Raw genomic sequence first — 25,792 nt, 5'->3', positions numbered from 1 at the left:
CTTCGGCGATCGCCGTCCGATCGAGTACGTTGAAAAGGACGAGCCATGGCCTCTTCCGATTTTGTTCATCTCCACGTCCATTCCGACTACAGCCTGCTCGACGCCACCTGCCGGATCCCTGGGCTGGCGCTGGCCGCCCGCGAGGCGGGCATGCCGGCGGTCGCCTTGACGGACCATGGCAACCTATTCGGCGCCATCGAATTCTACAAGGCCTGCCGGTCGGCCGGGATCACGCCGATCCTCGGATACGAAGCCTATCTGGCTCGGGAGAGCCGCTTTTCCCGGAAGGGCGGCCGATCCGAAACGAGCCACTTGACCATCCTGGTCCGGAACGAGGAGGGATACCGCAACCTGCTCCGCCTGGCGACCTTCGCCTACTTGGAAGGCTTCTACTACAAGCCGCGCATCGACAAGGAGCTTCTGCGCGAGCACGGCAAAGGGCTGATCGGATTGAGCGGCTGCCTGAAGGGCGAGGTGGCGCAGCACCTGCTCGAGGGGGACCGCGACGGCGCCCGGCGCACGATCGAGACTCTCGCCGCCTGCTTCGAGCCCGGCTGTTTCTACCTCGAAATCCAAAACCACGGGCTTCCCGGGGAGGATATCGTCCGGGCAGGGCTCGCACAGCTCTCCCGCGAGACGGGCCATCCTCTCGTCGCCACCAACGACGTCCACTACCTCCGTAAGGAGGACGCCGCCGCCCACGACGCCCTCCTCTGCATCGGGACCGGCGCCCGCCTGACCGACAGCGATCGCAAGCGGTACGGCGCCGCCGAGTTCTACTTCAAGTCGGCCGAGGAGATGGCCTCGCTCTTCCCCGACCACCCCGAAGCCTTGGCCAACACGGTCCGGATCGCCGAAAGCTGCCGTCTGGAGATCGCCCTCGGAGGCAACCGGTACCCCTCCTTCACCCCGCCCGCCGGCCGGAGCGAGGCCGAGTTCCTGCGGGAGCTCTGCGAGAAGGGCCTGGCGGCTCGCTACGGGAACCCGAGCGAGGAGCTGCGGCGGCGGCTCGACTACGAGCTGGGAGTGATCGAGAAGACCGGATTCGTCAGCTACTTTCTCATCGTTTGGGACTTCATCGATTACGCCAAGAGGCGGGGGATCCCCGTCGGACCGGGCCGCGGAAGCGCCGCCGGCAGCCTCGTCGCCTACGCGCTCGGGATCACCGACATCGACCCGATTCGCTATGGGCTTGTCTTCGAGCGGTTTCTCAATCCGGAACGGATCTCTCCGCCCGATATCGACATCGACTTCTGCTACAACCGGCGCCCGGAGGTGATCGAATACGTGCGGAAGAAGTACGGCACAGGGTCGGTAGCCCAGATCATCACCTTCGGCACGCTCGGCGCGAAGATGGCCGTGCGCGACGTCGCCCGCGTTCTCGGCCTCTCCTACGGGCAGGCCGACCGCTTGGCCAAGATGATTCCGGCCGATCCCGCGATGACCTTGGAGCGGGCGTTGCGGGAGAGCGCCGACCTTCGCTTCGAGAACGAGCATGACGCGGACGCCCGGGAGGTATTGCGGCTGGCGGGATGCCTGGAGGGCTTGACGCGCCAGCCGGGCGTGCATGCCGCCGGGGTGGTCATCGCCCCCGGCGACCTGGTCGAGTTCGTCCCGCTCGCCCGGGGGGAGCAGGGCGAAACGGTCACCCAGTGGTCGATGGAGCCGCTGGCCGAGATCGGCCTTCTGAAGATGGACTTTCTCGGCCTCAAGACGCTCACGGTGATCGCCGATGCGCTCGCAGCGATCCGCGAGCACACCGGTCTCTCTCTGGAGCCCGGCTCGATCCCGCTCGACGACGCTCCCACCTACGAACTGCTTTCCGCCGGGAAGACCGTGGGGATCTTCCAGCTCGAATCTCCGGGAATGCTCGATCTCTGCCGCCGGCTCAAGCCGCGCAACATCGAGGACGTGATCGCGCTGGTGGCCCTGTACCGCCCGGGGCCGATGGAGAACATTCCGGCCTACGCCGACCGGAAGCTCGGCAAGATCCCCATCGAGTATGCGCACCCCCTCCTCGAGCCGATCCTCAAGGATACCTACGGGGTGATGATCTACCAGGAGCAGGTCATGCAGGCGGCCAGCGTGCTTGCCGGGTACTCCTTAGGAGAAGCCGATCTCCTGCGGCGGGCCATGGGGAAGAAGAAACCCGAAGAGATGCGCCTGCACCGGGATCTCTTCGTCCGCGGCTGCCGGGAGAAGAACGGCATTCCCGAGGAGCAGGCCGGAAGGATCTTCGACACGCTTGAAAAGTTCGCGGGCTACGGCTTCAACAAGGCCCATAGCGCCTGCTACGGGCTCCTCGCCTACCAAACCGCTTACCTGAAAGCCCATTATCCGGTCTATTTTCTTAGCGCCCTGCTGTCCAACGAAATGGGAGACACCGACAAGATCGCCTCCCTGGTCGCCGAAGCGGGTCGGCTGGGTATCCCCATCTTCGGCCCGGACGTCAACCGCAGCGAAGCCCGCTTCACGGTCGAAGGCGGCGGCATCCGATGGGGCCTGGCGGCGATCAAGAACGTCGGCGTCGGAGTGGCGGAGAGCCTCGTTGCGGCTCGGAAGCAGAAGAGCTTTTCGTCCTTGGCCGATCTCTGCCTGCGCGTGACGGGCAGGACACTGAATCACAAGGTCCTGGAAAGCCTGATCCAGGCGGGAGCCTGCGACGGCTTCGGCCGCTCGCGTGCCCAGCTCTGCTCCGAAATCGATCTGGCCCTCGCCTCGGCGGCGGCGGCCGCCCGGGAGCGGGCCGAAGGGCAGGGCTCGCTCTTCGACCTCGTGTCCGTTCCGGCGCCCCCGAAAAAGGAGGCGGATCTTCCCGAGTTTCCTGCCTCCCAGAAGCTCCGCTTCGAGAAAGAACTTCTGGGCGTCTATCTTTCCGGCCATCCGGTCGAGGAATACCAGAGCCAGCTCCGGCCGTTCCGCGCGACCGAAATCAGCGCGCTCCCAGCCCTGGCCGACGCCACCCCCGTTCGGCTGGCCGGGATTCTGACGCGGGTCGAGGTGCGGGTCTCGAGCCGCGACAAGCGTCCCTTCGCCCGTCTCCAGATCGAAGATGCGACCGGTTCGGTCGAAGCGATCGTCTTTCCCGACCTCTACACCTCCCTTTCCAAAGGGTGGGAACCGGGCGAGATCGCGATCCTGGCCGGCACGGTCTCCCGGCGGGACAACGGGGTCAGCGTGCGGGCCACCGAGCTTCTCTCGCTGCCGGAGGCCCGGGAGCGTCTGGTGGAGGCCGTTCTTCTCCACATTTCCTTGGACCGGTGGTCGGCGGAGCGGTGGCAAGGGCTCGCCGCCATCCTCCGAAGCCGGCCGGGAAAGGTCGCCGTGCGCCTCCGCTGCCGGCGAGCCGACGGAGCCTTCGTCGAGATCGAGCCGTCCCGAAAGTTCTTCGTCGAGGTGACCGCGCCGCTCCTCTCCGCCCTCGAGCAGGCGCTGGGCCCGGAAGCGGTCGAGCTTCTCGTCTCCGGCCGGATTCCGACGCGCGTCGGGTCCCGCCGAAGAAACAGAGAAGAGCAGCCGCGCACCTCTTCTCGCTCCCTCTCTCCCTCTTCTCTCCCTTCTCCCGCATGAATCCCATCCGCTCTCTCACCGTCTCGGCCGCCAGCCGCTCCTATCCGGTCCGGATCGGCAACGGCCTTTTGGAGACGATCGGGCAGCGGCTCTCCTCCGACTACGACTTTAGCGCGCGCGTCGCGCTCGTCGCCGACGCCCGTCTCTCCTTCTATGCGGAAGCGGTTCTGGCTTCGCTCTCGGAGGCGGGCTTCGATCCGGTGGTCCTCTGGGTTCCATCCGGAGAAAGCTCGAAAAGCCTGGAACAGCTCGGCCGGCTCCTGGAAGCGATGGCCGAGCACCGGATCGACCGACAGGGAGCCGTGCTCGCCTTGGGTGGAGGGGTGGTCGGCGATCTCGCAGGCTTGGCGGCTTCGATCTTCCTCCGGGGGATCGCGCTCTTCCATCTGCCGACGACCGTTCTCTCCATGGTGGACAGCGCGATCGGAGGGAAGACCGGCGTCAACCTTCCGCAAGGAAAGAACCTGGTGGGAACCTTCTACCAGCCTTGGGAGGTCTTCGCCGATCTGCGGACGCTCGCGACCCTGCCGGAGCGGGAGATCCGTGCGGGCCTGGCCGAGGTGATCAAATACGGCATGATCGTCGATCCCTCCCTCCTTGCGCGCCTGGAGGAGAGCCCGCTCGATTGGCAGGAGCTCGTCGGACGCTCGGCGGAAATTAAGGCGGCGGTCATCCGTGAGGATGAACGGGAGACCCGCGGGCGGCGCGCGATCCTCAACTTCGGCCATACGGCCGGCCACGCCCTCGAAGCCGCCCTGGCCTACGAGACGCTCGTCCATGGGGAAGCGGTCGCGCTCGGCATGCGGGTGGCGGTCCGCCTCTCCCAGCGGATCTGCGGGCTTCCGGAATCGGCTGGGGCTCTCCTCGACCGCTTGCTCCTCCGCCACGGCCTTCCCCGGATTCTGCCGGGCGTCTCCCGGGTCCGGATTCGGGAGGCGCTCCAGGCCGACAAGAAGCGGGAGCGGGGGATCAATCACTGGGTGCTGCTTCGCGCACTGGGCGATCCGCTCGTTTGCCGAGTCCCCGAGGAGGAAGTCGAGCGGGCGCTCGGCCTCATCCTCGATCCGCCGGAATGACCCATCGCGAAGCGGCGCTTCTCCTTCACCTCCTACCGGGAATCGGGCCGGCCCGGGCGCGCCGCCTCACCCAAGCCTTCGGCTCCACCGAAGCCGTCTTCACCGCCAAAGAAGCCGAACTGGCTCGCCTGCCGGGGATCGGACCCAAGCTCGCCGCGGAAATCGTCCGCGCCGATCCCGCCAGGGCGCAAAAGGAGGCCGCCCGGTGCCGGGACCAGGGGATTGCGCTCCTCTTCCTCGGAGAGCCCGGCTATCCCGAGGCGCTCGCCGAGATCCCCGATCCGCCCCTCCTGCTCTATCTGCGCGGCAAGCGGCCCGAGCGCTGGCTGCGCGGGGTGGCCGTCGTAGGATCGCGCCGCACGAGCGTCTACGGGATCGAAGCGGCCCGCCGGCTCTCCTACCAGCTCGCCTACTCCGGCATTCCGGTGATTTCCGGTCTGGCGCGCGGCATCGACACCGCCGCCCACATGGGGGCCTTGGCCGCTCAGGGGACGACCTGGGCCGTCCTCGGCTCCGGGATCGATCGCCTCTACCCGCCGGAAAACGAGGCGCTGGCCCGGCGGATCGAGCAGTCCGGTTGCCTTTTGAGCGAGCTCCCGCTCGGGACCGCCCCCGCGCGCCACACCTTCCCGCAGCGCAACCGGATCCTCAGCGGCCTCTCGTCCGGGGTGCTCGTGGTCGAAGCGCCGAGCGCCAGCGGCGCTCTTTTGACCGCACAGTGCGCCCTCGAGCAGGGGCGCCAGGTTTTCGCCGTTCCGGGACGGATCGACAACCCCCTGGCCGCCGGCTCCAACCGGCTCATCCAGCAAGGAGCCAAGCTCGTGATGGACGCCGGGGACATCGCATCGGAGCTGGCGCTCTGGCTCCCTTCGGTCCCTGCGACCGGGGAGCGGCCGCTCCCCTCCTCTCTGTCCGAGGAAGAGCGCGCGGTCTTTACCGCTCTCGGCCTGGAGGAAAGCCCTTTCGATGCGATCGTCGCGAGAACGGGTTTGCCATCGCCCACCGTCTCTTCTACGTTGCTCCGACTCGAGTTGAAGCGGCTCGTCCGTCGTCTTCCGGGCAACGTCTTCGTGCGCGTCGCTTAGCGATGCGGGCGGCGGCTAAAAAGCATCTCGGGCCCTTCACTCGGGAACGTATGGCTAAGACCCTGATCATTGCCGAAAAGCCGAGCGTGGCCGCCGATCTCGCCTCGGCCATCGGCGGATTTTCCCAGGGACGCCAGGACGTCTACGAGAACGACCGCTATGTCATCTCCTCGGCGATCGGCCATCTGGTCGAGCTCTGCAGGCCGGGCGAGATGGACGAGAAGCACAAGGAGTGGTCGCTCGAGCATCTCCCGATCCTCCCTTCTTCCTTCCGGCTGCGCCCGATCCCCCAGACCAAGCGGCGGCTCGATCTGCTTCTCCAGCTGCTCCGGCGCAGCGATGTCGAGCGGATTATCAACGCCTGCGACGCGGGGAGGGAGGGCGAGCTCATCTTCCGCTACTTGATCGAGTACGCCCGCGTCCGGAAGCCGGTAGACCGTCTCTGGCTCCAATCGATGACGCCGGAGGCGATCCGTCAAGCCCTGAGCCGCCTTCGTCCCCAAGAGGAGATGGAGCCTCTGGCCCAGGCGGCCCTCTGCCGCTCCGAAAGCGACTGGCTGATCGGGATCAACGCAACCCGAGCGCTGACCGGCATCCACTCGAGGCCGGGCGGCTTCGTCCTTACCCCGGTCGGCCGGGTGCAGACGCCGACGCTGGCGATCGTCGTCCAGCGGGACCGGGAGATCCAGGATTTCCGCCCCCGCAACTACTGGGAGCTGCACGCTACCTTCCAGGCGGACGCCCACTCCTACACCGGCCGCTGGTTCGATCCCGGGATCTCCGCCTCCGGCCGGCGAGGCGACTCCTCGGAAGAGAGGCCCGAGCGAATCTGGGATGAGGCGCGGGCCCGGGCGATCCGGGAGAAGTGCCTCGGGAAAAGCGGCTCCGTCAGCGAGGAGCGGAAGGCCGTCCTGCAATCTCCTCCGCCCCTCTTCGACCTGACCTCCCTCCAGCGGGAAGCGAACGGACGCTTCGGCTTCAGCGCCAAGCGGACCCTGCAGATCGCTCAGGCCCTCTACGAAGTCCACAAAGTCCTCACCTATCCGAGAACCGATTCCCGCCACCTTCCCGAAGACTTCCCGGCGACCGTCCGCGGCGTAATCGAAAAGCTCGTAGGGCTTTGGGGTGGCGCGGCCCGGGCGATTCTCGAGAACGGCTGGATCCGTCCCAACAGGCGGATCTTCGATAACGCCAAGGTCTCCGATCACTTCGCGATCATCCCGACGGGCACCCTGCCCGGCGGCCTGGATCCGGCCGAGCGGCGGATCTACGACCTGGTCTGCAAGCGCTTCCTGGCCGTGTTCTATCCCCAGGCCCGCTTCGAATCGCTCACCCGGATCACGGTGGTCGAAGGAGAGAGCTTCCGGACCGAAGGGAAGATCCTCCGCGATCCCGGTTGGCTTTCCGTCTACGGGAGAGAGGCGGCGGAGGAGATGGGAGCGGAGCCAGACGCGAACCTCGCCCCCCTTCCTCCCGGGGCGAGCGCACGCGCGGAAGCCGTCGAAGTCGTCACGCTCTCGACCAAGCCGCCGCCTCACTTCACCGAAGCGACCCTCCTCTCGGCCATGGAGAATGCCGGAAAGCTCGTGGAAGAGGAGCAGCTCCGGGAGGCGATGGCCAAGAAGGGGCTCGGCACGCCCGCCACCCGGGCGGCCATCATCGACGGCCTCGTTGAGGAAGAGTACCTTCGCCGCGAGGGGCGGGAGCTTCTGGCCACGCCGAAGGCCTTTGCGCTCTTCGACCTGCTGCAGGCCGCGGGAATCCCCGTGCTCTCCTCCCCGGAGATGACGGGCGACTGGGAATGGAAGCTCCAGCAGATCGAGCGGGGATCCTTCACCCGGCCTCGCTTCATGGAAGAGATCCGCCGGCTGACCCGCCAGATCGTCGACCAGGCACGCCGCTTCGGCTCGGCCGACGCCTACGTCAAGCCGATGGAGGTCCAGGCTCCGGACGGCTCCCCTCTCGTGGAGACTCTCTATGACTACCGTTCGGCCGAAGGCTTCCGGATTCCGAAGTTTCTGGCCGGCCGGCCTCTTTCCCGGGAGGAGGTGGCCGTGCTCCTGAGAGAGGGAGAGATCGGCCCCCTCTCGGGCTTTCGCAGCCGCTCGGGCCGGCCTTTTTCGGCTCGGCTCAAGCTCGGCCCCGACGGCAAGGTCGCCTTCGTCTTCGCCGAAGAGGGCTCCGAGGAAGATCCCCCGCGGATCATCGATCCGGAACCCCTCGGCTCCTGTCCGGTCGACGGCGGCGGCGTGGTCGAGACCGCCGCCGCCTACGCCTGCGAGCACGCCCTCAAGGAAAGTCCGAGCTGCTCGTTCCGGATCGGAAAGCAGATCCTCGGTCGGCCGATTTCCCGCGCCGAGATCGCCCAGCTGCTGCGCGACCGGAAGACCGGACTGCTCTCGGGCTTTCTCTCCCGGAAGACCAAGCGCCGCTTCTCGGCTTTCCTGGAGCTCAAGGACGGGGGAAAGATCGGCTTCACGTTCGCAAAGCGGGCGCCCGCCGCCGCACTGGAGGCGGGCTCCCCCGCTTCGGCCGGCAGCAACAAGCGAGCGCCCGCCCGTGCCAAGAAGACCCCGGAGAAGAAGCCCTCCCGCCGGGCGTCCGGGAAGAACGACAAAAAGTAGCGCGCCCGCCGCCGCACTGGAGGCGGGCTTGCCATCGGGCCGGCCGTTTTGCCATGCTGGCGTCACGCCGGGACCGGCGTAATCCACCGTAACACTCTATTGGGAGGTTTGGCCCGATCATGACCCCGCTCTCCGCCGAAAGACTGGCAAAGCTCGACTCCTACTGGCGCGCCGCCAACTACCTGGCCGCGGCTCAATTCTACCTCAAGGAGAATCCCCTGCTCCGGGAACCGCTGCGCCCCGAGCATCTCAAGCCGAGGATCCGCGGCCACTGGGGATCCGCGCCGGGCCTCAACTTGATCTACGTCCACCTCAATCGGCTGATCCAGGATACCGGTGCTCGCTTCCTCTTCCTCACCGGCCCGGGCCACTGCGCTTCCGCCGTCCTGGCCAACGTCTACTTGGAGGGCACCTATACCGAATTCTATCCCGAGATGACCCGCGATTTGCCGGGACTCACCCGGTTCTGCCGGCAGTTTTCCTCGCCGGGAGGCGTGCCGAGCCACGTATCGGCGATGACCCCGGGGTCGATTCACGAAGGCGGAGAGCTCGGCTATTCCCTGCTCCATGCGTTCGGAGCGGCCTTCGACAATCCGGAGCTGATCGCGGTCGCCGTCGTGAGCGACGGCGAGGCGGAGACCGGCCCCCTCTCCGGAAGCTGGCAGTCGATCAACTTCCTCAACCCGAAACGGGACGGGGCGGTGCTGCCGATCCTCCACGTCAACGACGGCAAGCTCTCCGGTCCGACGGTCTTCGGCCGGATGGAGGACGAGGAGCTTCGCCTGCTTTTCGCGGGCTTTGGATACCAGGTGCTCACGGTCGCCGGTTCCGATCCCGTCAAGGTGCATCCCGAATTGGCGCAAGCGCTGGACGAGGCCTACGGGCAGATCCGCTCCATCCAAAAGGAGGCTCGGGAAAGCGGGGTCAAGGGGCGTCCCCGCTGGCCCCTGATCCTGTTGCGGACCCCGGACGGCTGGACGGGTCCCAAGGAGGTCGACGGCGTTCCCCTTGAGGGCACCTACCGGTCCCACCGTTCGCCCTTGATGGACGCGCGCGAGAACCCTGAGCACCTCCGGCTGCTCGAAAGCTGGCTGCGGAGCTACAAGCCCGAAGAGCTCTTCCTGGAGAACGGAAGGCTCCGGCCCGATCTGGAGGCGCTCGCGCCGAAAGGCGACCTCCGGATGGGCGCGAGCCCCTACGCCAACGGAGGAAAGCTCCTGGTCGATCTCGATCTGCCCGACTTCGCCAACTACGCGGTGGCGATCAAGCCGCGCGGGACGGTGGATGCGGAAGCCACGCGGGTGGCGGGCAACTATATCCGCGACGTCCTCCGGCGCAATCCCAACAACTTCCGGGTCTTCTGCCCGGATGAGACCGATTCGAACCGGCTGGGTGCGGTCTTCGAGGTGACCGACCGCTGCTGGGTTTCCAAGGTCCTGCCGGGAGACGACAACCTCTCCCCGGACGGAAGGGTGATGGAGGTCTTAAGCGAGCATGCCTGCGAGGGCTGGCTCGAAGGCTACCTGTGGACCGGGAGGCACGGGCTCCTGGTCTCCTACGAGGCCTTCGCCACCGTGCTCGACTCGATGGCCAGCCAGCATGCGAAATGGCTTAAGCTCTACAAAGAGATTCCTTGGCGCCATCCCATTGCTTCCCTCAACTACCTGCTCACTTCCCATGTCTGGCGGCAGGAGTACGACGGCTACACCCACCAAGGGCCGGGATTCATCGACACCTTAATCAACAAGAAGGGGGACGTCGTCCGGATCTATCTTCCGCCCGACGCAAACACCCTTCTCTCGACACTCGACCACTGCCTGCGCAGCCGGCACTACATCAACCTGATCATCGCCGAGAAGCAGCCGGCGCTCCAATGGTTGACCATCGAGGAGGCCCGGGTGCATTGCGCCCGCGGCGCTTCCGTCTGGAGCTGGGCCGGAAACGATGGAGGGGATCCGGACATTGTTCTCGGATGCGCCGGCGATGTCCCGACGCTGGAAGCGGTCGCCGCCGCCTGGCTGCTCCAGACCCACGTGCCGGAGCTGCGGGTGCGGGTCGTCAACGTCGTCGACCTGATGGTCCTCTCTCCCCCCGCCTACCACCCCCATGGAATGGATAATCAGGATTTCGTCAACCTCTTCACGGAGGAGAAGGAGGTGATCTTCGCCTTCCACGGCTATCGGCGGATGGTCCACGACCTGGTGCACGGACGGCCCAATCCGGCGCGCTTCCACGTGCGGGGCTACGTCGAGGAAGGGACGACGACGACCTCCTTCGACATGGTCGTCCTCAACGAGATAAGCCGGTACCACCTCGCCATCGAAGCGCTCCGCCGCGTCCCCCGGCTCGCCTCGCGCGCCCAGCCGGCGATCGATCTTTTCGAAGCCAAGCTGGCGGAACACCGCATCTACGTGAAAAGCCATCTCGACGACATGCCGGAAATCCAGAATTGGACGTGGAGCGCCCCGCGCCCGGCGGTCGGCTAGCCCGCCATTTCTTACAACTTTCGTAGCCGAGGCACCGCAAATGGGCTTGGGTGCGAGGCGGGGCGCAGGTTTTCCACCGGAGCTGCAGGAAGACATAGTGCGAGGAAAACCAAGCGGGAGCGAAGCAGACCGAGACCGTTTTGCAAGCCGTAGGAGAAAGCTTGTGAGAAATGGCGGCTTGGCTTCAAGCAACTCAAGTGGATTGCGGCTATCGAGTTTCTTTCCGATTTCGCCTGCGTGGGAGCCGGCCACGGGGGATACAACGAGGACCAGGAATTCTTCGAGCTCCGATTGGATGAGTTCAGCCGAATCCGCCGCGGCGTAGCCGGACGGCTTTTCGGCTATGAACCTGTGCAATAGTCGTGCCATAGTGAGGACGGAGCAGGACCAACCGATTTTTCGAAAGGAAAGGGGGACCGCTTATCCGAAAAAGGATATCGGACGAGAGAAGAGCTTCGTAGATGCTGCGGATCGGCCGTCCCTGCTTTGTGTTCCGTTTCACGCGCAGCCTCTGATCGTTACGGGTCCAAGCCCCGATCGAGCGAGATGAAAAACACCGGGGAGAAGCTGACCATCGGCGGTTTTGCCAAGGCGGCCGGAGTCAACGTGGAGACGATCCGGTTCTACCAGCGCAAAGGCCTCCTGCGGGAACCCGCCAGGCCTCACGGGGGCGTCCGCCGCTATGGCGCCGCGGACGTGGCTCGGGTGAAGTTCGTGAAGTCGGCCCAACGGCTCGGATTCAGCTTGAAGGAGATCGCGGACCTGCTGCGGCTGGACGACGGCGCCCATTGCGAGGAAGCCGCCCAGGTGGCCGAGAACAAGCTCAAGGCCGTGCGGGAAAAGATCGCCGATCTGGCACGCATAGAAACCACGCTCTCCGGCCTGGTATCCGCCTGCCGCTCGCAGCACGGGCATGTCTCTTGTCCGCTGATCGCATCGCTGCAAGACAGAGCCGACCTGACGAGGCCGGCACCATCCGATCGGCCGCCGGGGAAAAGACGCGCGACTCCCGTTGCGCGAGCCGCAGAGCGTCGGCCTTTTTGCTAGCCTGCCGGCCTGGGAATCCTTTTCCGCGCCTCCTTCCGCCGGAGCGCCTCGGCCGAAAGCAGGATCACCTCGATCTCCTCGGTGATCTCCTCCTGACGGAGCCGGTTTGCCGCGTTCGTCAGCTCGGCGACCCGCTTGTCCAGCTGGTCGAGCGCGTTCTGCATGTGCTCCATCCGCTTCCGGTTCTCGGCGGCCAGCGACGAATAGAGTGCCTCGTGCAGGGCCGCCAGCAGATAGGTCTCGACCAGATCCTCCGAGAAGTCCCGCGCGGGAATCTGCAGCAGGGGAGCCGGCCCCGGAACCCGCTTCCGGAGCTTTTCGGCCGCGATCGGCAGGGGCAGGAGCCTCCGCTCCTCGATCGACTCCCGGTCGGACTCGTGGAAGACGACGATCAGTCCGGTCGCTCCCCTCTCGACCAGCTCCCGGATCGCAGCCATCAGGCGCGGGAGAAAGCCGGCGACTTCCTCCCAGACGCTCGGCCCCGCCAAAGCTCTAGTGATCTTGGGAAAGCCCGCCGCGCGGGCCTCCAGCCGCGCTCCGACCAGGAGCAGCTCGTAATCCCCCTTTCCCGCGACCTCCCGAACCCGCTCCTCCCAAAAACGGACCAGAGACGAGTTGAAATCGGCGCAAAAGCCCCGTTCCGAGCCCAGGAGCAGGTAGATAGGCCGATCCCCGGGCCGATCCGGCGGGAGCAGCTCGGGATGGGATCCATAGAAGGCTTCGGCCATCGCCTCCAGCGCCGCGATCAGGTCGCGCTGCACACCCGCGAATTTGGCGAGCTTGCGCACCTCGACCAATGCCATGTTCTTCATGGCCTTCATGATCTCGCCGATCTCCCGGAGGGAGCGGCGATAGCGGAGCACTTCCCGGCGGCGGCTCATGCGGCGACGGAGGCGGCCTGCCTCGGCGAAGGCGACGGAGGCGGCGGGGGGACCAGCGGGACCAGGACCTCCTTAGCCAAGGCAAGCCAGCGTTCGCGGGGCTCTTCCAGGGTCAAGCCCGACCGGTCGATGCGGGCGAACAGCGCGGCTTGCGCGGCCCGCACCCGGTCGAGCGCGATCGGATCGAAGAGGTTCTCGTTGAAGGCCAAGAGCCATCCGAACTCTTGCTCGGGAGTCACCGGAGCGAGCTTATCCTGCTTGAGAAGCTCCCGAAGCAGCCTTCCCCGCTGGATTCTCCTCTCGAGCGATGCCTCGAGCTTGGTTCCGAACCGGGTGAAGACCTCGAGCTCGAGGAATTGGAGATAATCGAGCTTCATCCGCCCGGCCTCCTTGCGCAGCACCGGATGCTGCGCCGCTCCTCCGATGCGCGAGACCGATCGGGTGACGTCGATCGCCGGCAGGATGCCCGCGGCGAAAAGGCTCTGCTCGAAGAAGACCTGTCCGTCGGTAATCGAAATCAGGTTGGTGGGGATGTAGGAGGCGAGCTCCCCTTGCTGGGTCTCCACGATCGGGATCGCCGTCAGGCTTCCCCCTCCTTGGGCGGCGGTCAGGCGCGTCGACCGCTCCAGGAGCCGGCTATGGAGATAGAAGATATCTCCGGGATAGGCCTCCCGCCCCGGGGGCCGACGCAAGAGGAGCGAGAGCTCCCGATAGGTCTGCGCATGCTGGGAAAGATCGTCGTAGATGACCAGCGTCTGCCTCCCGGCGCGCATCCACTCCTCGGCCAAGGCGCAGCCGGCGAAGGGCGCCAGGTATTGGAGACCGGGAAGCGCCGTCGCCTCGGCCACCACGACCGCCGTATATTCCAGGGCGCCCTGCGCCCGGAGCGTCTCCACGACCTGAACGATGCTCGATCGCTTCTGGCCGATCAGGACGTAGACGCAAAGCACGTCCCGTCCCTTCTGGTTTATGACCATATCCAGGCAGAAGGTCGTCTTGCCCAGCCCGTTGTCCCCGATCACCAGCTCCCGCTGCCCTTTGCCGATCGGGATCATCGCATCGACGATCTTGTTTCCCGTGTAGAGGGGCTGATCGACATAGTCCCGGTCGATGATCGCCGGTGCGGGAGCCTCCAACAGCCCGGTCCGATCGGCAGCGGGGGGCGGCTTCCCGTCGAGCGGGTTCCCTACGGGATCGACCACCCTCCCCAGGAGCGAATCTCCGACGGGGATGCTCAGCCGCCGCCCGGTCCGGTGGACGAGCGTGCCGGCCGTCAGCCGACTCGTCTGCACCAGCAAGATTACCCCGACCGACTCCGCGCTCAGGCTGTAGACCAGCGCCTGGCTCCCGTCCTCCAGCTCGAGCAGGTCGTCGATGGCGGCCGAGGAGAGACCGTCGACCCAGGCGATCCCATCTCCGACGGAAATGACCCGGCCGAATTCGGCCACCTCCGGCGCGAACCGGTACCGCTCGACCCATTTCGCCTTCTGCTCGAGCGGAGAAAGCTCCTTCTCTTCCGGCATGATTCAGCCCCCTCCTTTCGCAGCGAAGAATGCCAGCTCGTCCTTCACGTTGGCACGGACCATCCAGCTGCCGACGATAGCGCGGACGCCCGCCACGAGCGAACCGTCGACAAAGGATTCGCAGGCCAACTCCTTTCCGCAGGCTTTCTGCAAGGCTTTCGCCAACCGCTCACGCCGCTCTTCCGTCAGGGCGAAGGCGGTCCGGATCTCCATCCGCTCCACGCCTTCCCGGGCTACCGAGCTCCGGATCTCCGCCAGCTGCGCCTCGGGCAGCCGCTCGATCTCCTCGACCGCCCGGTCGATCAGCTTCGCCTCCAGGTCCGGTGTGGCCAGATCGCGGAGAAAGCGGCTGGCGAACTGACTGGCGATCCGCAGCGCCCGGGCCTCCGCTTCCTGGGAAAGCGCGGCTAGCCGGCGGGCCTCTGCCGCCCGCGCCCGCTCCCGCTCTTCCCGGATGAGCCGGTCATTTTCGGCCTGGAGGCGGCTCCGTTCCGCCTGGATCTCCTCGAAAAGCTTGGCGCGCGCCTTCTCCTTTTCCGCTTCCCAGAGGGCCATTCGGTTCTCGTAGGCGCTCCGGAGATCCTCGCCCTCCTTCCGGATCCTCTCCGCTTCTTCCCACGCCTTTGCCGTCGCTTCCTTCCGCTCCGCGATCAGCCGCAGGACGGGACGGAAGAGGAGCCGGCGGAGCAGCCAGACCAGGACCAGGAAGTTGAAGACCTGAAGAAGAAAGGTCGTCCAGTCCAAGCTCACGGCGATCGCCTCTCGTTCGATTCCACCCGGAACCTACTTATGGAGCAGGTAATCGAGCATCGGGCTGCGGAAGAGAACGATGAGCACGATGACCAGCACGTAGATCGCCAGCGACTCGATCATCGCCAGGCCGATCAAGAGCCAGCGCATGATCGACTTTTCGGCCTCCGGCTGACGGGCCAATGCCTCGAGGGCCTTGGCGATCGCCATCCCCATGCCGATCCCTGGCCCGATGACGCCTACCCCCATAGCCAGAACCGCCAAAGCGGTCACAAGGGTAGTAAACATGCCCAACTCGCTCATCGTCTGATTCCTCCCGTTATTGTTCCTTTTCCGCTAGCGCCTGCATGCCTCCGGAGATGTAGACCAGGGCCAGCATCCCGAAAATGTAGGCCTGCAAGAGCGCCTCGATCAGATGGAGAAAAAGAAAGGCGACCGGCACCAGGAATCCGGCCAGCAGCAGGAGGATGCCGATGGCGACCTCCATTCCCGTCATGTTCCCGAAGAGCCGGACGGCCAAGGTCAAGGTTCGGGTCAGCTCGCTCATCACATGAAAAGGGAACATCCAGAACATCGGGGTAAAATATTCTCGCAGGTAGGCGGCCGGGCCCTCGGCGCGCAGCCCGTAATAGGGCACTGCCAGAAAGACGATCACCGCCAAGGCCCCCGTCACCGAAAGATCCCCCGTCGGGGAATGGAGCCCGGGGAGCAGCCCGATCAGGTTGGCGAAAAGAATATAGATCCAGAGCGCCCCGACCAGCGGCAGGACGCGTTCCGGCGCCTTGGGAATCGACTCGCGCACAGTAGTGTCCATCGCTTGGACCGCCGCCTCGACGACGACTTGCCAGCCGGCGGGATCCCGGAGGCGCAGCCGGCTCCTCGCCCAGCCGGCCGCCCCGACCAAGAGGATCGTCAACACCGTCGCGGTCACCGCCGACTCGCTCACGGCGAAGGAGCCGATCCGGAAAGTCGGCTGCCCAAGAAGTCCTCCCGAGCTCATAGGTTGGGTCGGATATGGTTGTAGACGCTCCAGGCGCCGAGAATGACCCCCAAGAGAATCCCCGTGATCGTCCAGTGGATGGCATAGCCCGCCAGGTGCTCGTCGAGCCAGCGGCCCACGAAGGCCCCGAGGACGACCGGAAGGATGAAGAGAAGACCGATCGTTCCGAGGGTGAGCCAGGAGGAAAGAATGCGGTGCTTCTCCTGTTCGGCCCTCTTCATCCTCTCCACGTCCTGGCTTACCTGGCTAGCCAGCCGCCTTCGGTCTTCTTCCGTCGGCTTCCGCCGGACTTCCCGGTTCTTTCCGTCCTTTTCGTCACCCTCCACGAGTCGCGGCCCTCCCCGGCCCTACAGCATCGGCTTGGAAGCCGTCCGGCCGAGCTCCCGGAGCCGGCGGAGCATCTCCCGCTCGAGATTGCGTGCAAGGGCGTGCATCTCCCGCAGATCGGCTTCTTCCCGCTCGATCTCTCCCTCGAGAGCCTGAGCGATCCGGTCCCGGTCCCGGTCGAGAAAAAAATGCCGGGTGCAGATCGTCGCCGTGTTGCCCTCGAAGGAGAGGAGCCCTCCGGCCAGCGCCAGATAGGTGACGTCGCCCGCTTCCGCGCGGAACCGGGCCAATCCCAGCCGCAGAGAGGTAAGAAAGCGCTCGTGGCCGGCGAGGATTCCGAAGCTTCCCGAGGCGTCCGCCCCCACCAAGGAGACGACGTCGTCCCGCCGTACCATCTGCGTCGGATCGCGCAGGATCAGCGAAAAGACTCTCATGCTCCCTTCTTCCGCTCCTCCTTCTTTTGCTCCTTCATGCTCCCGCGCATGTAGCACTGCTCCTCGGTCAAGCCGTCCCAATCCCCCCGGAGAAAGGCTTCGCAGTCGTCGAGCACCTCCTCGAGCGGCACGGATTGCCCGGGAATCCCGGTGTGCGTTGCGGTCGTGAAGAACGGCTGGGTCAGGTACCGCTGGAGCTTGCGCGCCCGCAGGACCGTCTTTCGATCCTCCTCGGAAAGCTCCTCCATGCCCAGAAGGTTGATGATGTCCTCGAGCTCCTTGTACCGGGCGAGGACCTTCCGGACCTCGACGGCGATCCGGTAGTGGCGATCGCCCAGAAAAGCCCGATCCATCATCCGGCTCGTGGAAAGAAGGGGGTCGACCGCCGGGTAGAACCCCTTGGCGGCCTGTCCCCGCGAGAGGATCACCACCGTGTCGAGGTGGCTCAGGATCGCCATGACCGCCGGGTCGGTCATGTCGTCGGCCGGAACGTAGACCGCCTGGACGGCCGTGATGTTGCCCCGCTGGGTCGAGACGATCCGATCCTCGAGCTCCGCCACCTCGGTCAGAAGGGTCGGCTGGTAGCCGACCATCGCCGGCATCCGCCCCAAGAGCCCGGAAACCTCGCTGCCGGCCTGAACGAAGCGGAAAAGGTTGTCCATCAGGAAGAGCACTTCCTTCTGAAGAGTGTCCCGCAGGTACTCGGCGTAGGCGAGTGCCGTGAGCCCTACCCGGAAGCGGACGCCGGGCGACTCGTTCATCTGGCCGAAAACCATCAGGGTCTGCTCCATGACCCCGGCCTCCTGCATCGAATGCCAGAGCTCGTGACCCTCCCGAATCCGCTCGCCTACTCCGGCGAAGACCGACACGCCTTGGTAGATGGAAGCGACGGCATGCATGAACTCCATCATGAGCACCGTCTTACCCACGCCCGCTCCGCCGAAGAGCCCGGTCTTGCCTCCCTTGACAAACGGGCAGAGCAGGTCGATGACCTTGAGACCGGTCCGCAGGATCTCCTTCGCCCCGATCATCTCCGAAATCGGGGGCGGGTCCTGGACGATGTTCCGGTACTCGGTCGCGGCGATCGGCTCCTTCCCGTCGAGCGGCTCCCCGAAGACGTTGACCAGCCGTCCCAGGCACGCCCGCGAGGCGGGAACCCGGAGAAAGCCGCCCCCGTCCTCTACCGGCATGCCCCGGCGCAGGCCTGCCGTCGAATGGAGGGTGATCGCCCGGACATGATGCGCATCGAGGTGCTGGTGGACCTCGAAGGTGTAGCATTCGTGATCGAAGCAGGTCCGCAGGCACCAGTGAATGGGGGGCAGGCGATCGCATTCGATATCGACCACCGGCCCGTGGACCTCCACGATCCGACCGACGACCGCCGGCGAAGGAGGAGAATGGGGTCCATCGTCGGCGGCAGGCGCCATCACGGCGGAAAGCCTATCACCGTTGGTTCGGCGCACGCAAGCAGCCGTTCGGAAGCCGCGCCCGGCGCGAAGAGGCGGGATCGCCGGCTTGCCTCCGGCGCGCTTCTCGGCCATGTAGTTGTATTTCCTCCAGCCGGACCATGAACCTCGAATCGACCCTGCTCCTCACCGACCTCTACGAGCTGACCATGCTTCAGGGCTATGTCCACGCGGCCATGAACGAGACGGCCGTCTTCGAGTTCTTCGTCCGCAAGCTTCCTAAAAATCGGAACTTCCTCGTCGCCGCCGGGCTCGAGCAGGTGCTCGCCTTCCTCGAATCGGCCCGGTTCGAGCCCGAGGAGATCGACTGGCTGGGGACCCAGGGCTTCCGGCGGGAGTTCCTCGAATGGCTCCGGAATTTTCGCTTCCGGGGAGAGGTGCACGCGATGCCCGAGGGCACGGTCTTCTTTCCGGAGGAGCCGATCCTTCGGGTGACCGCACCCATCGCGCAAGCGCAGTTCTTCGAGAGCCGGATCATGAACCTGCTCCACTTCCAAACCATGATCGCTTCCAAGGCGGCAAGGGCGGTGCTGGCCGCCCCCGGCAAGGAGCTGGTCGATTTCGGCCTCCGCCGGGCGCACGGCGCGGAGGCGGGGCTCTACGCGGCCCGAGCGGCCTTCTTGGCAGGCTTCGCAGCGACCGCCACTGTTTTGGCCGGCGAGCGATTCGGCATCCCCCTCTCCGGGACGATGGCCCACTCCTTCATCCAAGCCCACGACTCCGAGGAAGAGGCTTTCCTCCGTTTCGCCGAAGCCAACCCCGACCGGGCGGTCTTCCTCGTCGACACCTACGACACCCAGCAGGCTGTCCGCAAGCTGGCCGCGCTCGTTCCGCGGCTGCAGGAGCGCGGGATCCGCCCACTGGCCGTCCGGATCGACAGCGGCGATCTCGGCGCCCATGCGCGGGCGATCCGCCAAATCCTCGACCGCGCGGGCCTAGCCGACGTCCGCATCTTCGCGAGCGGGAACCTCGATGAGGAACGGCTCCGGGAGCTCGTCCGGACCGAAGCCCCGATCGACGGTTTCGGGATCGGAACCTCCCTCGACACCTCCTCGGATGCTCCGTACCTCGACTGCGTCTATAAGCTCGAGGAGTACGCGGGAAAGCCGCGGCGGAAGCGGTCGGAAGGCAAGGCGACCTGGCCGGGACGCAAGCAGGTCTTCCGGCAGCACGGCCGCGACGGCAAGGCGCTTTCCGACCTCGTGGCTCTCGACGGGGAAGACCATCCGGGCACTCCTCTCCTGCTTCCCGTGATGCGGGAGGGCAAACGCCTGGCTCCCCCGGAATCGTTGCGTTCGGTCCGGGAGCGGGCCGCCCGATCCCTCGCGGCCCTACCGGAGGATCTGCGCGACCTCGCTCCGGCGGCGGTTCCCTACCCGGTTCGCTTCTCGGCTAAGCTCGAAGCTCTGCGCGCTACCCTCGAGCGCTCCTTCCGGTGACGCGGAAATGAGGAAAGCGGGAGATTCCTCCGGCAACTTCCGCTTGCCAAGGGACGCCGTTCAGCGCTTGGGTTACGATAAAGAAAATGCGCCGACCAACTCCGGCTCCGACGCTCGAGCCCCCCTTGGGGGCGAGGAAGGTCCTTCTCCACTCCTGCTGCGCCCCCTGCTCCGGAGCCGTCATGGAGAGCATCCTGGCGGCGGGCTGCGAGCTTACGGTCTTCTTTTACAATCCGAACATCCATCCCCTTCGCGAGTACGAGCTGCGCAAGCGGGAGAACATCGCCTTCGCCCGAAAGCTCTCCGTTCCGTTCATCGACGCCGATTATGACACCGATCGCTGGTTTGCCCGGGTGCGCGGCCTCGAATGGGAGCCGGAACGGGGGGCGCGCTGCACCGTCTGCTTCGACTTGCGCTTCGAGCGGACCGCCCTCTACGCGGCCGAGCACGGCTTCCCGGTGTTCACGAGCAGCCTAGGCATCTCGCGCTGGAAGGACTTCGACCAGGTCACCAGGGCCGGCATGCGCGCCGCCGCTCGCTATCCCGGGTTGACCTACTGGACCTACAACTGGAGAAAGCGCGGCGGATCCCAGCGGATGATCGAAATTTCCCGCCAAGAACGCTTCTACCAGCAGGAGTATTGCGGCTGCCTCTATTCGCTGCGCGACGCCAACCGCTGGCGGACCGCGCATGGGCGACCTAAGATCGAGCTGGGAAAGAAGTTTTACGGAAGTCCGTCGCCGCCGGACCCCCGCTGCGCCGCACCGGCGGCGCCTCCCGATTAGGAATGCCCCCTTCCTCCGACGAGAAGCCCTTCCTCGAGCATCTGGAAGATCTGCGCTGGACGATCTTCAAGGCGCTGGCCGCCCTGGCCTTGGCTTCCGCGGTCGGCTTCGCCGCCACCAAGCCGATCCTCGGACTCCTCCTCGCACCCCTCAAGCAGGCGGGAGAAGACCCGGCCAAGATTCTCCGCTTCCTCGGGGTCGTCGATCCCTTCTCGGTCCAACTGCAAATCAGCCTCTTGACCGGAGTCGTCCTCTCCCTGCCCGCCGTCCTCTACTTCGTCGGCGAGTTTCTTCTCCCCGCGCTCACCCCGGCGGAGAAGAGGGCGCTCTTCCCGGTTTTTTCCGCCGGAGCCTTCCTCTTCCTCCTCGGCGGCTTCTTTTCCTACGCCGTCCTCCTCCCCCAGGCCCTCCGCTTCTTCATCCAGTACAGCCACAGCCTGGGGGTCGAAACCCAGTGGACCCTACCCAACTATCTTGACTTCGTCGTCCAGATGGTGGTCGGCTTCGGCCTCGCCTTCGAGCTCCCTCTTGTCGTCGTCCTCCTCACCTACTTCGGCATCCTCCGCGCCGAGCTTCTGCGCCGGTACCGCCGCCACGCGATCGTGGCCATCGTCATCGCGGCCGCCTGCATCACCCCTACATCCGATCCGTTCACCCTCGCCCTGCTTGCGGTCCCGATGTACCTCCTTTACGAAGCCTCCCTCTGGTTCGCGATCGGCCTCGAACGGAAGCGGAGCGGTCGGCTTTCCTCTCCCCTCCCGCCCGCGGAGCGAATCGGACCCGAGGAGCACGACCTCCCGCTTTAGCGTGCATCCCTCTTTCCGCCGTGCAGTGCGGTTTCGAGCTCCTTGCGCAGCCGGCGGGCGACCGGACCGACGGGAAAGGCCCGGCCCAGGTACCGGTTGACCGGCATGACTCCGATCCAGCTGTTGGTCAGGAAGATCTCCTCCGCGTCGTCGAGCGCGGAAAGGGGGAAGCGCCCTTCGATCACCGTCGCGCGCCCGAGGATCCAGCCGCGGATCACACCGGCTCGGCAGCCCGCTTCCGGGGAAGGCGTGTAGATCGACTTTCCGCGCACCCAGAAGACATTGGTGCAAGCTCCGGAAGCGATCTCGCCCCGCTCGTTGCACAGGAGCGCCTCGTCGGCCGTCACCGACCGCCGAGCCTGCCATCTGGTCAAGTAGCTGAGCGTCTTGAAGCGGGCATCCCAATTCTCCGAGCCGACGCGCTGGGGAGCCGGTTCGAGCGAGTAGGCGGTCCGATCGGAAACCTTTTCCCGGGCAAAATCATCCCACTGATCCTCCCAGGTGATCACCCAGCGCCACCGGCCCGTCTCCCCGGGCGGCAGCGCGGAAGCCCGAGTCCGGAAGTCGATCTTTCGCGCAATGCCCAGGGCCTCGGCCGCTAAGCCGAGGGAGCGCCAATGCTCCTCGACAAACTGCGGGGTCCCTTGTTCGACCCGCAGCGTCTCGAATGCGCCGAACCCCGGAAAAAACGAACGGCCTCCTTCCGGCGCCGACGAGAGCCCGCTGCGGTTCACGGCCGGACCTGCGGCGTGGCGGAGAGCGCGGGTGCGGCTCCCGGCCTAGCGATCGGCGGGCTCGGGAGCCTATCGATCTCCTCCAGGAGGATGCGGGGGGTCAGCAGCTCCGGCAGCAGCTTCGGTTGCGACTGGGGGTCCGGGGGATAGAGCACGTAGGTCGGAACCCCGCTTCTGCCCAGCTCGGTCAAAGCCTGCGTGATCGCCGGATCCCGGTTGGTCCAGTCCGCAACCATCCAGACCACTCCCCGCTCGGCGAACCGCTTGCGCACTTCCGCATTATCCAGAGCGACACGCTCGTTGACCTTGCAGGTCAAGCACCAGGCCGCCGTAAAATCGAGGAAGACCGGAACCCCTTCGGCCCGCAGCTCGCTCAACCGCGCGGCCGAATAGGGGACCCAGGGCTCCTCCGCCTTGCGGCCCGCAGTAGCGTCCCGCAGGAGATAACCGATCGTCAAGCCGACTACGAGCACCCCGGCCAGCCCCGCCAGGAGCCGCACCGGCAGGATCCGGCTCGGGTTCGCGTACCTCCCGTAGAGCCAGGCGCCGAATCCGACTCCGACAAGGCCCAGGAGCAGAGACCCGATCCCGTCGATTCCGCGCAGCTTCCCATAGACCCAGAGAAGCCAGACGACGGCCCCCATCATGGGAAAACCCAAGAGCTGCTTGAAATCTTCCATCCACCGGCCCGGCCGCGGCAGCAGCCGCAACAGGAACGGGAAGGTGCAGAAGAGCAAGACCGGGGTAGCCACCCCCAACCCCAGGGCCCCGAAGACCAGCAAGGAGACCCAGAACGGCTGAGTCAGGGCGAAGCCGAGCGCTACCCCCATGAACGGAGCGGTGCACGGGCTGGCCACCACGGTCGCCAACACCCCGCTTCCGAAACTCCCCCACAGACCGTGCATCCGCTCGGCGGCCTGCCCTACCCTTCCGAAGGAGGCGCCGAACTCGAAGACCCCGAAAAGGCTCAAGGAGACCAGGAAGAAGAGGACGGCCAGAAACGCGACGAACGGGGCGGATTGCAGCTGAAAGCCCCATCCCAGTTGCGCCCCTTGCGCCCGGAGCACGACCAGGATCGCCGCCAAGACGAGGAAGGAAGAGACCACGCCGGCCGCAAAGGCCAGCCCGTGCGCGAAGGCGGTCTTGCCTTCCTCCCGCCCCTGCTCCACCAGATGGAGCACCTTGAGGGAAAGGACCGGAAACACACAGGGCATCAAGTTGAGGATCAGCCCGCCCAGGAAGGCAAAGCCCATCATCAGCCAGAAGCTCCGGGAACCGGGGAGAGCGCGAAGGCTGACCGGAGGCGGCACCCGCGCCGCCCGGATCTCCCAGGCGATCTTCCGGGTCCCCTTCCATTCGGTCGACTGGGCGAGCAGGAGTCCTTCCAGCGTTCTGGGAAGAGGCTTAGCCCGGGGGCGTTCGGGAATCTCGATCTGAATGCCGAACTGCTTGAGGCGGAAAGACTGCTGCGCGCTGTCGGCGATCAGGCCCTCCTCCGCGGGCAGGAAGCGGGGCGACTCGAGCATGACCGCCTTCTTTTCGGTGCTTTTGAGCTCGAGGTAAAGCTTGCCCCGATCGACCCAGGTGCTCGCCTGCACGGTATGCGGCGGGCGCTGGGGCAGGGCGTCCCGCGCGCGCTGGAATCCCGCCCGCAGGGAGGAATCGATCTTTCCCGGAGCCGCCAAGACCGGAAGGACCAGGACCAGCTCGCCGCTCCCCGGGAGGCAGCTCTGGGCGCACTCTACCCAGCTCACCTTCGCCGAGAGGGCGAGGGTCTGCCCGACCGGCAGCGACGCCGGAGGGGTCACGGTGATCAAGAGCCAAGCTTCCCCTTCGTAGCCATAGCTGGTCAGGGGAGGAACCGAAATGATCTGCGGCACCGGCCACTGGATCGGTCCTGCTTCGAAGCCTGAGGGCAGGTTCCAGTCGATGCGGGTCGGGGATCCGGCATCTCCGGGATTCCGCCAATAGGTGTGCCACCCCGGATCCATCCGGAGGCGCACCGCCAGGAGGACCGGTACCCCCGGAGATAGAGAGTCGGTCTCCGAGAGCAGCGTGGCTTCGACATGCCGGCTGCGGGCCGGAAGGGATTCCGCAGCCTGGACGGGTGAAGGCCCGCCCGTCCAGGACGCCGCAACGAGCGCGAGCGCAAAAAGCCAAGCTCCTCTCTCCCATTCGAGCATAGTTACCTATAGTAGGCGTACGCCCGAAAACATGCCATGGTAGAGTCGATTCGGATGAGCGTTTACCGATCCGAGCTTGAAAAGGCGGCGCGCGAATTCCCGCAAGCGCCCGGTGTATACCTCTTCCGCGACCGGTTCGACCGCGTCATCTACGTGGGAAAGGCGCGCAACCTCCGCAAGCGGGTCACGCAATATTTCCATCCTTCGCGGCGAGGCGCGGCCGATCGCAAGGTACGGGCGATGCTCGATGTCGCCCGGCACATCGAGTACCACACCGTACGCTCGGAAGCCGAGGCGATCCTGCTCGAGGGGAAGCTCATCAAGGACTATCGTCCGCGCTACAACGTCAGCTTCCGGGACGACAAGCGCTTCCTCCTGGTGAAGACGAACCTACGGGAGCCTTTTCCCCGCTTCCAGATCACGCGTCTGCGCAAGGACGACGGCTGCCGCTACTTCGGCCCCTTCGCCTCCTCCGGCGCGCTGCGGACGACGATCAATTGGATGAAAAAGGTCTTCGGCCTCCGTTCCTGCTCTCCGTTGGTCCCCGGCGAACGGGATTATAAACACTGCCTCGACCGGATCATCAAGAACTGCTGCGCTCCCTGCCTCGGGACCGTGACCCAGGAGGAGTATCGACGACGGGTCGAGGCCGCCTGCGCCTTCCTCGAGGGGAAGTCCCGGGAGACCGCCGACGAAATCCGCAAGAAGATGGAGGAGGCGGCCGCCAGGCTCGACTTCGAACGAGCGGCCGAGCTGCGGAACCTCTGGGAGGATCTGCAGCAGACGATCCGGCCCGTCAAACGCTTCCTCCGCGCCTACGAGCCGGCGATCGACCCGGGCCGGGACTTGCAGGAACTCGCAGCCGCCTTAGGGCTCCCCGCTCCTCCGCAACTCATGGAGTGCTTCGACATCTCGAACATTTCGACCTTGCACAAGGTCGCCTCGATGGTCGCCTTCGAGGACGGGAAGCCGGCGCGGGGAAGCTACCGCCGATACCGGATCCGCACCGTAGCTGGCCAAGACGACTTCGCAAGCATCGCCGAAGCGGTATCCCGGCGCTATCGCCGGGTTTTGGACGAGGGGATGCGCCCCCCCGACCTGATTGTCATCGACGGAGGGGCCGGCCAGCTTTCTTCCGCGCGGCGGGAGCTTCTCGCCCTCGGGTTGGGCGACGTTCCGATCATTGGACTCGCCAAGGAGAACGAGGAGATCTATCGACCGGACCAGCCGCTTCCGCTCCAGCTACCGAAGGATTCGGGAGCGATCCGCCTCCTCCAGAGGCTACGCGACGAGGCGCACCGCTTCGCCAATGCCTATCATCAGCTCCTGCTCCGCCAGCGGGTCCGGGAGAGCGTCCTCGACGATTGCCCCGGGATCAGCCGCAACCGCAAGCGCCTCCTGCTGCAGAGGTTCGGTTCGGTCGAGCGGCTCCGCAAGGCTTCCGTCGACGAGATCGCCGAAGTCAAGGGCATCGGCCGCAAGCTGGCCGAAGCGGTGAGCCGCTATCTGGCCGGAGATCTTCAGCCGGTTAGCGGGGCCTTGGAGGAGAACCGCACGAGCTCCTGATTCTTCGCCC

The 25,792-nt window shown here is 65.9% G+C and carries 20 protein-coding genes; 10 read left to right on the top strand and 10 right to left on the bottom strand.

Going from position 1 to position 25,792, the window contains the following annotated elements; translation table 11 throughout:
- The first annotated feature begins 45 nt into the window (after nt 1-45).
- The 6 genes from dnaE (at nt 46) to merR (ending at nt 11,888) form a co-directional block, all read left to right on the top strand.
- Nucleotides 46-3,570, top strand: coding sequence for a DNA polymerase III subunit alpha (gene dnaE / locus MTHMO_RS04165; RefSeq protein ID WP_202213662.1), 3,525 nt, complete (start codon nt 46-48; stop codon nt 3,568-3,570).
- Nucleotides 3,567-4,646, top strand: coding sequence for a 3-dehydroquinate synthase (aroB, locus tag MTHMO_RS04160; protein WP_202213661.1), 1,080 nt, complete (start codon nt 3,567-3,569; stop codon nt 4,644-4,646). The genes dnaE and aroB overlap by 4 nt, the downstream gene beginning before the upstream one ends.
- On the top strand, nt 4,643-5,731 hold the full coding sequence (gene dprA, locus MTHMO_RS04155; protein WP_202213660.1) for a DNA-processing protein DprA: 1,089 nt from the start codon (nt 4,643-4,645) through the stop codon (nt 5,729-5,731). Before aroB ends, dprA begins: the two co-directional genes overlap by 4 nt.
- A 50-nt stretch (nt 5,732-5,781) precedes the next feature.
- Entirely contained in the window at nt 5,782-8,355 is a 2,574-nt protein-coding gene (locus MTHMO_RS04150) for a DNA topoisomerase III (protein WP_202213659.1), read from the top strand.
- Nucleotides 8,356-8,474: 119 nt separating this feature from the next.
- Complete coding sequence (locus MTHMO_RS04145) at nt 8,475-10,841, top strand: phosphoketolase (protein ID WP_202213658.1); 2,367 nt, start codon at nt 8,475-8,477, stop codon at nt 10,839-10,841.
- A gap of 546 nt (nt 10,842-11,387) precedes the next feature.
- Nucleotides 11,388-11,888 (top strand): Hg(II)-responsive transcriptional regulator, encoded by a 501-nt coding sequence (gene merR, locus MTHMO_RS04140; RefSeq protein ID WP_202213657.1) that lies wholly within the window; start codon nt 11,388-11,390, stop codon nt 11,886-11,888.
- Here the strand turns inward: merR and MTHMO_RS04135 are convergent.
- The 8 genes from MTHMO_RS04135 to atpD are packed head-to-tail and all read right to left on the bottom strand — an operon-like array spanning nt 11,885 to nt 18,230.
- Nucleotides 11,885-12,769, bottom strand: a complete 885-nt coding sequence (locus MTHMO_RS04135; protein ID WP_202213656.1) for a FoF1 ATP synthase subunit gamma — start codon at nt 12,767-12,769, stop codon at nt 11,885-11,887. The genes merR and MTHMO_RS04135 overlap by 4 nt on opposite strands.
- Entirely contained in the window at nt 12,766-14,292 is a 1,527-nt protein-coding gene (locus MTHMO_RS04130) for a F0F1 ATP synthase subunit alpha (RefSeq protein ID WP_202213655.1), read from the bottom strand. The genes MTHMO_RS04135 and MTHMO_RS04130 overlap by 4 nt, the downstream gene beginning before the upstream one ends.
- 3 nt (nt 14,293-14,295) lie before the next feature.
- Complete coding sequence (locus MTHMO_RS04125; RefSeq protein WP_202213654.1) at nt 14,296-15,042, bottom strand: F0F1 ATP synthase subunit delta; 747 nt, start codon at nt 15,040-15,042, stop codon at nt 14,296-14,298.
- Between the two features lie 33 nt (nt 15,043-15,075).
- Entirely contained in the window at nt 15,076-15,345 is a 270-nt protein-coding gene (atpE, locus tag MTHMO_RS04120; RefSeq protein ID WP_202213653.1) for an ATP synthase F0 subunit C, read from the bottom strand.
- 16 nt (nt 15,346-15,361) lie between these two features.
- Nucleotides 15,362-16,042, bottom strand: coding sequence for a F0F1 ATP synthase subunit A (locus MTHMO_RS04115; RefSeq protein WP_202213652.1), 681 nt, complete (start codon nt 16,040-16,042; stop codon nt 15,362-15,364).
- Nucleotides 16,039-16,368 (bottom strand): AtpZ/AtpI family protein, encoded by a 330-nt coding sequence (locus MTHMO_RS04110; RefSeq protein WP_237394753.1) that lies wholly within the window; start codon nt 16,366-16,368, stop codon nt 16,039-16,041. Before MTHMO_RS04110 ends, MTHMO_RS04115 begins: the two co-directional genes overlap by 4 nt.
- A 21-nt stretch (nt 16,369-16,389) precedes the next feature.
- Nucleotides 16,390-16,803, bottom strand: a complete 414-nt coding sequence (locus tag MTHMO_RS04105) for a F0F1 ATP synthase subunit epsilon (RefSeq protein ID WP_202213651.1) — start codon at nt 16,801-16,803, stop codon at nt 16,390-16,392.
- Complete coding sequence (atpD, locus tag MTHMO_RS04100) at nt 16,800-18,230, bottom strand: F0F1 ATP synthase subunit beta (RefSeq protein WP_202214836.1); 1,431 nt, start codon at nt 18,228-18,230, stop codon at nt 16,800-16,802. The genes MTHMO_RS04105 and atpD overlap by 4 nt, the downstream gene beginning before the upstream one ends.
- Before the next feature lie 140 nt (nt 18,231-18,370).
- Between atpD and MTHMO_RS04095 the strand changes: the two genes are divergently transcribed.
- The 3 genes from MTHMO_RS04095 to tatC all read left to right on the top strand — a co-directional run bounded on the left by MTHMO_RS04095 (nt 18,371) and on the right by tatC (nt 21,299).
- A complete protein-coding gene (locus tag MTHMO_RS04095) occupies nt 18,371-19,708 on the top strand; it encodes a nicotinate phosphoribosyltransferase (RefSeq protein WP_202213650.1) in 1,338 nt (445 codons plus the stop codon).
- Between the two features lie 86 nt (nt 19,709-19,794).
- Nucleotides 19,795-20,493, top strand: coding sequence for an epoxyqueuosine reductase QueH (locus MTHMO_RS04090; protein WP_202213649.1), 699 nt, complete (start codon nt 19,795-19,797; stop codon nt 20,491-20,493).
- 2 nt (nt 20,494-20,495) lie between these two features.
- On the top strand, nt 20,496-21,299 hold the full coding sequence (gene tatC, locus MTHMO_RS04085; RefSeq protein ID WP_202213648.1) for a twin-arginine translocase subunit TatC: 804 nt from the start codon (nt 20,496-20,498) through the stop codon (nt 21,297-21,299).
- Here the strand turns inward: tatC and MTHMO_RS04080 are convergent.
- Both MTHMO_RS04080 and MTHMO_RS04075 read right to left on the bottom strand, forming a co-directional pair.
- A complete protein-coding gene (locus MTHMO_RS04080) occupies nt 21,296-22,033 on the bottom strand; it encodes an aminotransferase class IV (RefSeq protein ID WP_202213647.1) in 738 nt (245 codons plus the stop codon). The genes tatC and MTHMO_RS04080 overlap by 4 nt on opposite strands.
- Complete coding sequence (locus MTHMO_RS04075; RefSeq protein WP_202213646.1) at nt 22,030-24,216, bottom strand: protein-disulfide reductase DsbD; 2,187 nt, start codon at nt 24,214-24,216, stop codon at nt 22,030-22,032. The genes MTHMO_RS04080 and MTHMO_RS04075 overlap by 4 nt, the downstream gene beginning before the upstream one ends.
- Nucleotides 24,217-24,252: 36 nt before the next feature.
- Here MTHMO_RS04075 and MTHMO_RS04070 point away from each other — a divergent pair, with 36 nt between their 5' ends.
- Nucleotides 24,253-25,782, top strand: coding sequence for a GIY-YIG nuclease family protein (locus MTHMO_RS04070; protein WP_370568220.1), 1,530 nt, complete (start codon nt 24,253-24,255; stop codon nt 25,780-25,782).
- The last annotated feature ends 10 nt before the right edge of the window (nt 25,783-25,792 follow it).

The organism is Methylacidimicrobium sp. AP8 (genome assembly GCF_903064525.1).
Taxonomy (GTDB): Bacteria; Verrucomicrobiota; Verrucomicrobiia; order Methylacidiphilales; family Methylacidiphilaceae; genus Methylacidimicrobium.
This window is presented reverse-complemented; position numbering and strand designations above follow the sequence as displayed.

What these genes read in the sequence shown, in the direction of transcription:
- aroB (WP_202213661.1), top strand. Translation starts at nt 3,567, where the DNA reads ATGAATCCCATCCGCTCTCTCACCGTCTCGGCCGCCAGCCGCTCCTAT.
- MTHMO_RS04075 (WP_202213646.1), bottom strand. Translation starts at nt 24,216, where the DNA reads ATGCTCGAATGGGAGAGAGGAGCTTGGCTTTTTGCGCTCGCGCTCGTT.
- dnaE (WP_202213662.1), top strand. Translation starts at nt 46, where the DNA reads ATGGCCTCTTCCGATTTTGTTCATCTCCACGTCCATTCCGACTACAGC.
- MTHMO_RS04130 (WP_202213655.1), bottom strand. Translation starts at nt 14,292, where the DNA reads ATGCCGGAAGAGAAGGAGCTTTCTCCGCTCGAGCAGAAGGCGAAATGG.
- MTHMO_RS04150 (WP_202213659.1), top strand. Translation starts at nt 5,782, where the DNA reads ATGGCTAAGACCCTGATCATTGCCGAAAAGCCGAGCGTGGCCGCCGAT.
- MTHMO_RS04095 (WP_202213650.1), top strand. Translation starts at nt 18,371, where the DNA reads ATGAACCTCGAATCGACCCTGCTCCTCACCGACCTCTACGAGCTGACC.
- dprA (WP_202213660.1), top strand. Translation starts at nt 4,643, where the DNA reads ATGACCCATCGCGAAGCGGCGCTTCTCCTTCACCTCCTACCGGGAATC.
- atpD (WP_202214836.1), bottom strand. Translation starts at nt 18,230, where the DNA reads ATGGCGCCTGCCGCCGACGATGGACCCCATTCTCCTCCTTCGCCGGCG.
- MTHMO_RS04145 (WP_202213658.1), top strand. Translation starts at nt 8,475, where the DNA reads ATGACCCCGCTCTCCGCCGAAAGACTGGCAAAGCTCGACTCCTACTGG.
- MTHMO_RS04135 (WP_202213656.1), bottom strand. Translation starts at nt 12,769, where the DNA reads ATGAGCCGCCGCCGGGAAGTGCTCCGCTATCGCCGCTCCCTCCGGGAG.
- MTHMO_RS04090 (WP_202213649.1), top strand. Translation starts at nt 19,795, where the DNA reads ATGCGCCGACCAACTCCGGCTCCGACGCTCGAGCCCCCCTTGGGGGCG.
- MTHMO_RS04105 (WP_202213651.1), bottom strand. Translation starts at nt 16,803, where the DNA reads ATGAGAGTCTTTTCGCTGATCCTGCGCGATCCGACGCAGATGGTACGG.
- merR (WP_202213657.1), top strand. Translation starts at nt 11,388, where the DNA reads ATGAAAAACACCGGGGAGAAGCTGACCATCGGCGGTTTTGCCAAGGCG.
- tatC (WP_202213648.1), top strand. Translation starts at nt 20,496, where the DNA reads ATGCCCCCTTCCTCCGACGAGAAGCCCTTCCTCGAGCATCTGGAAGAT.
- atpE (WP_202213653.1), bottom strand. Translation starts at nt 15,345, where the DNA reads ATGAGCGAGTTGGGCATGTTTACTACCCTTGTGACCGCTTTGGCGGTT.
- MTHMO_RS04115 (WP_202213652.1), bottom strand. Translation starts at nt 16,042, where the DNA reads ATGAGCTCGGGAGGACTTCTTGGGCAGCCGACTTTCCGGATCGGCTCC.
- MTHMO_RS04070 (WP_370568220.1), top strand. Translation starts at nt 24,253, where the DNA reads ATGGTAGAGTCGATTCGGATGAGCGTTTACCGATCCGAGCTTGAAAAG.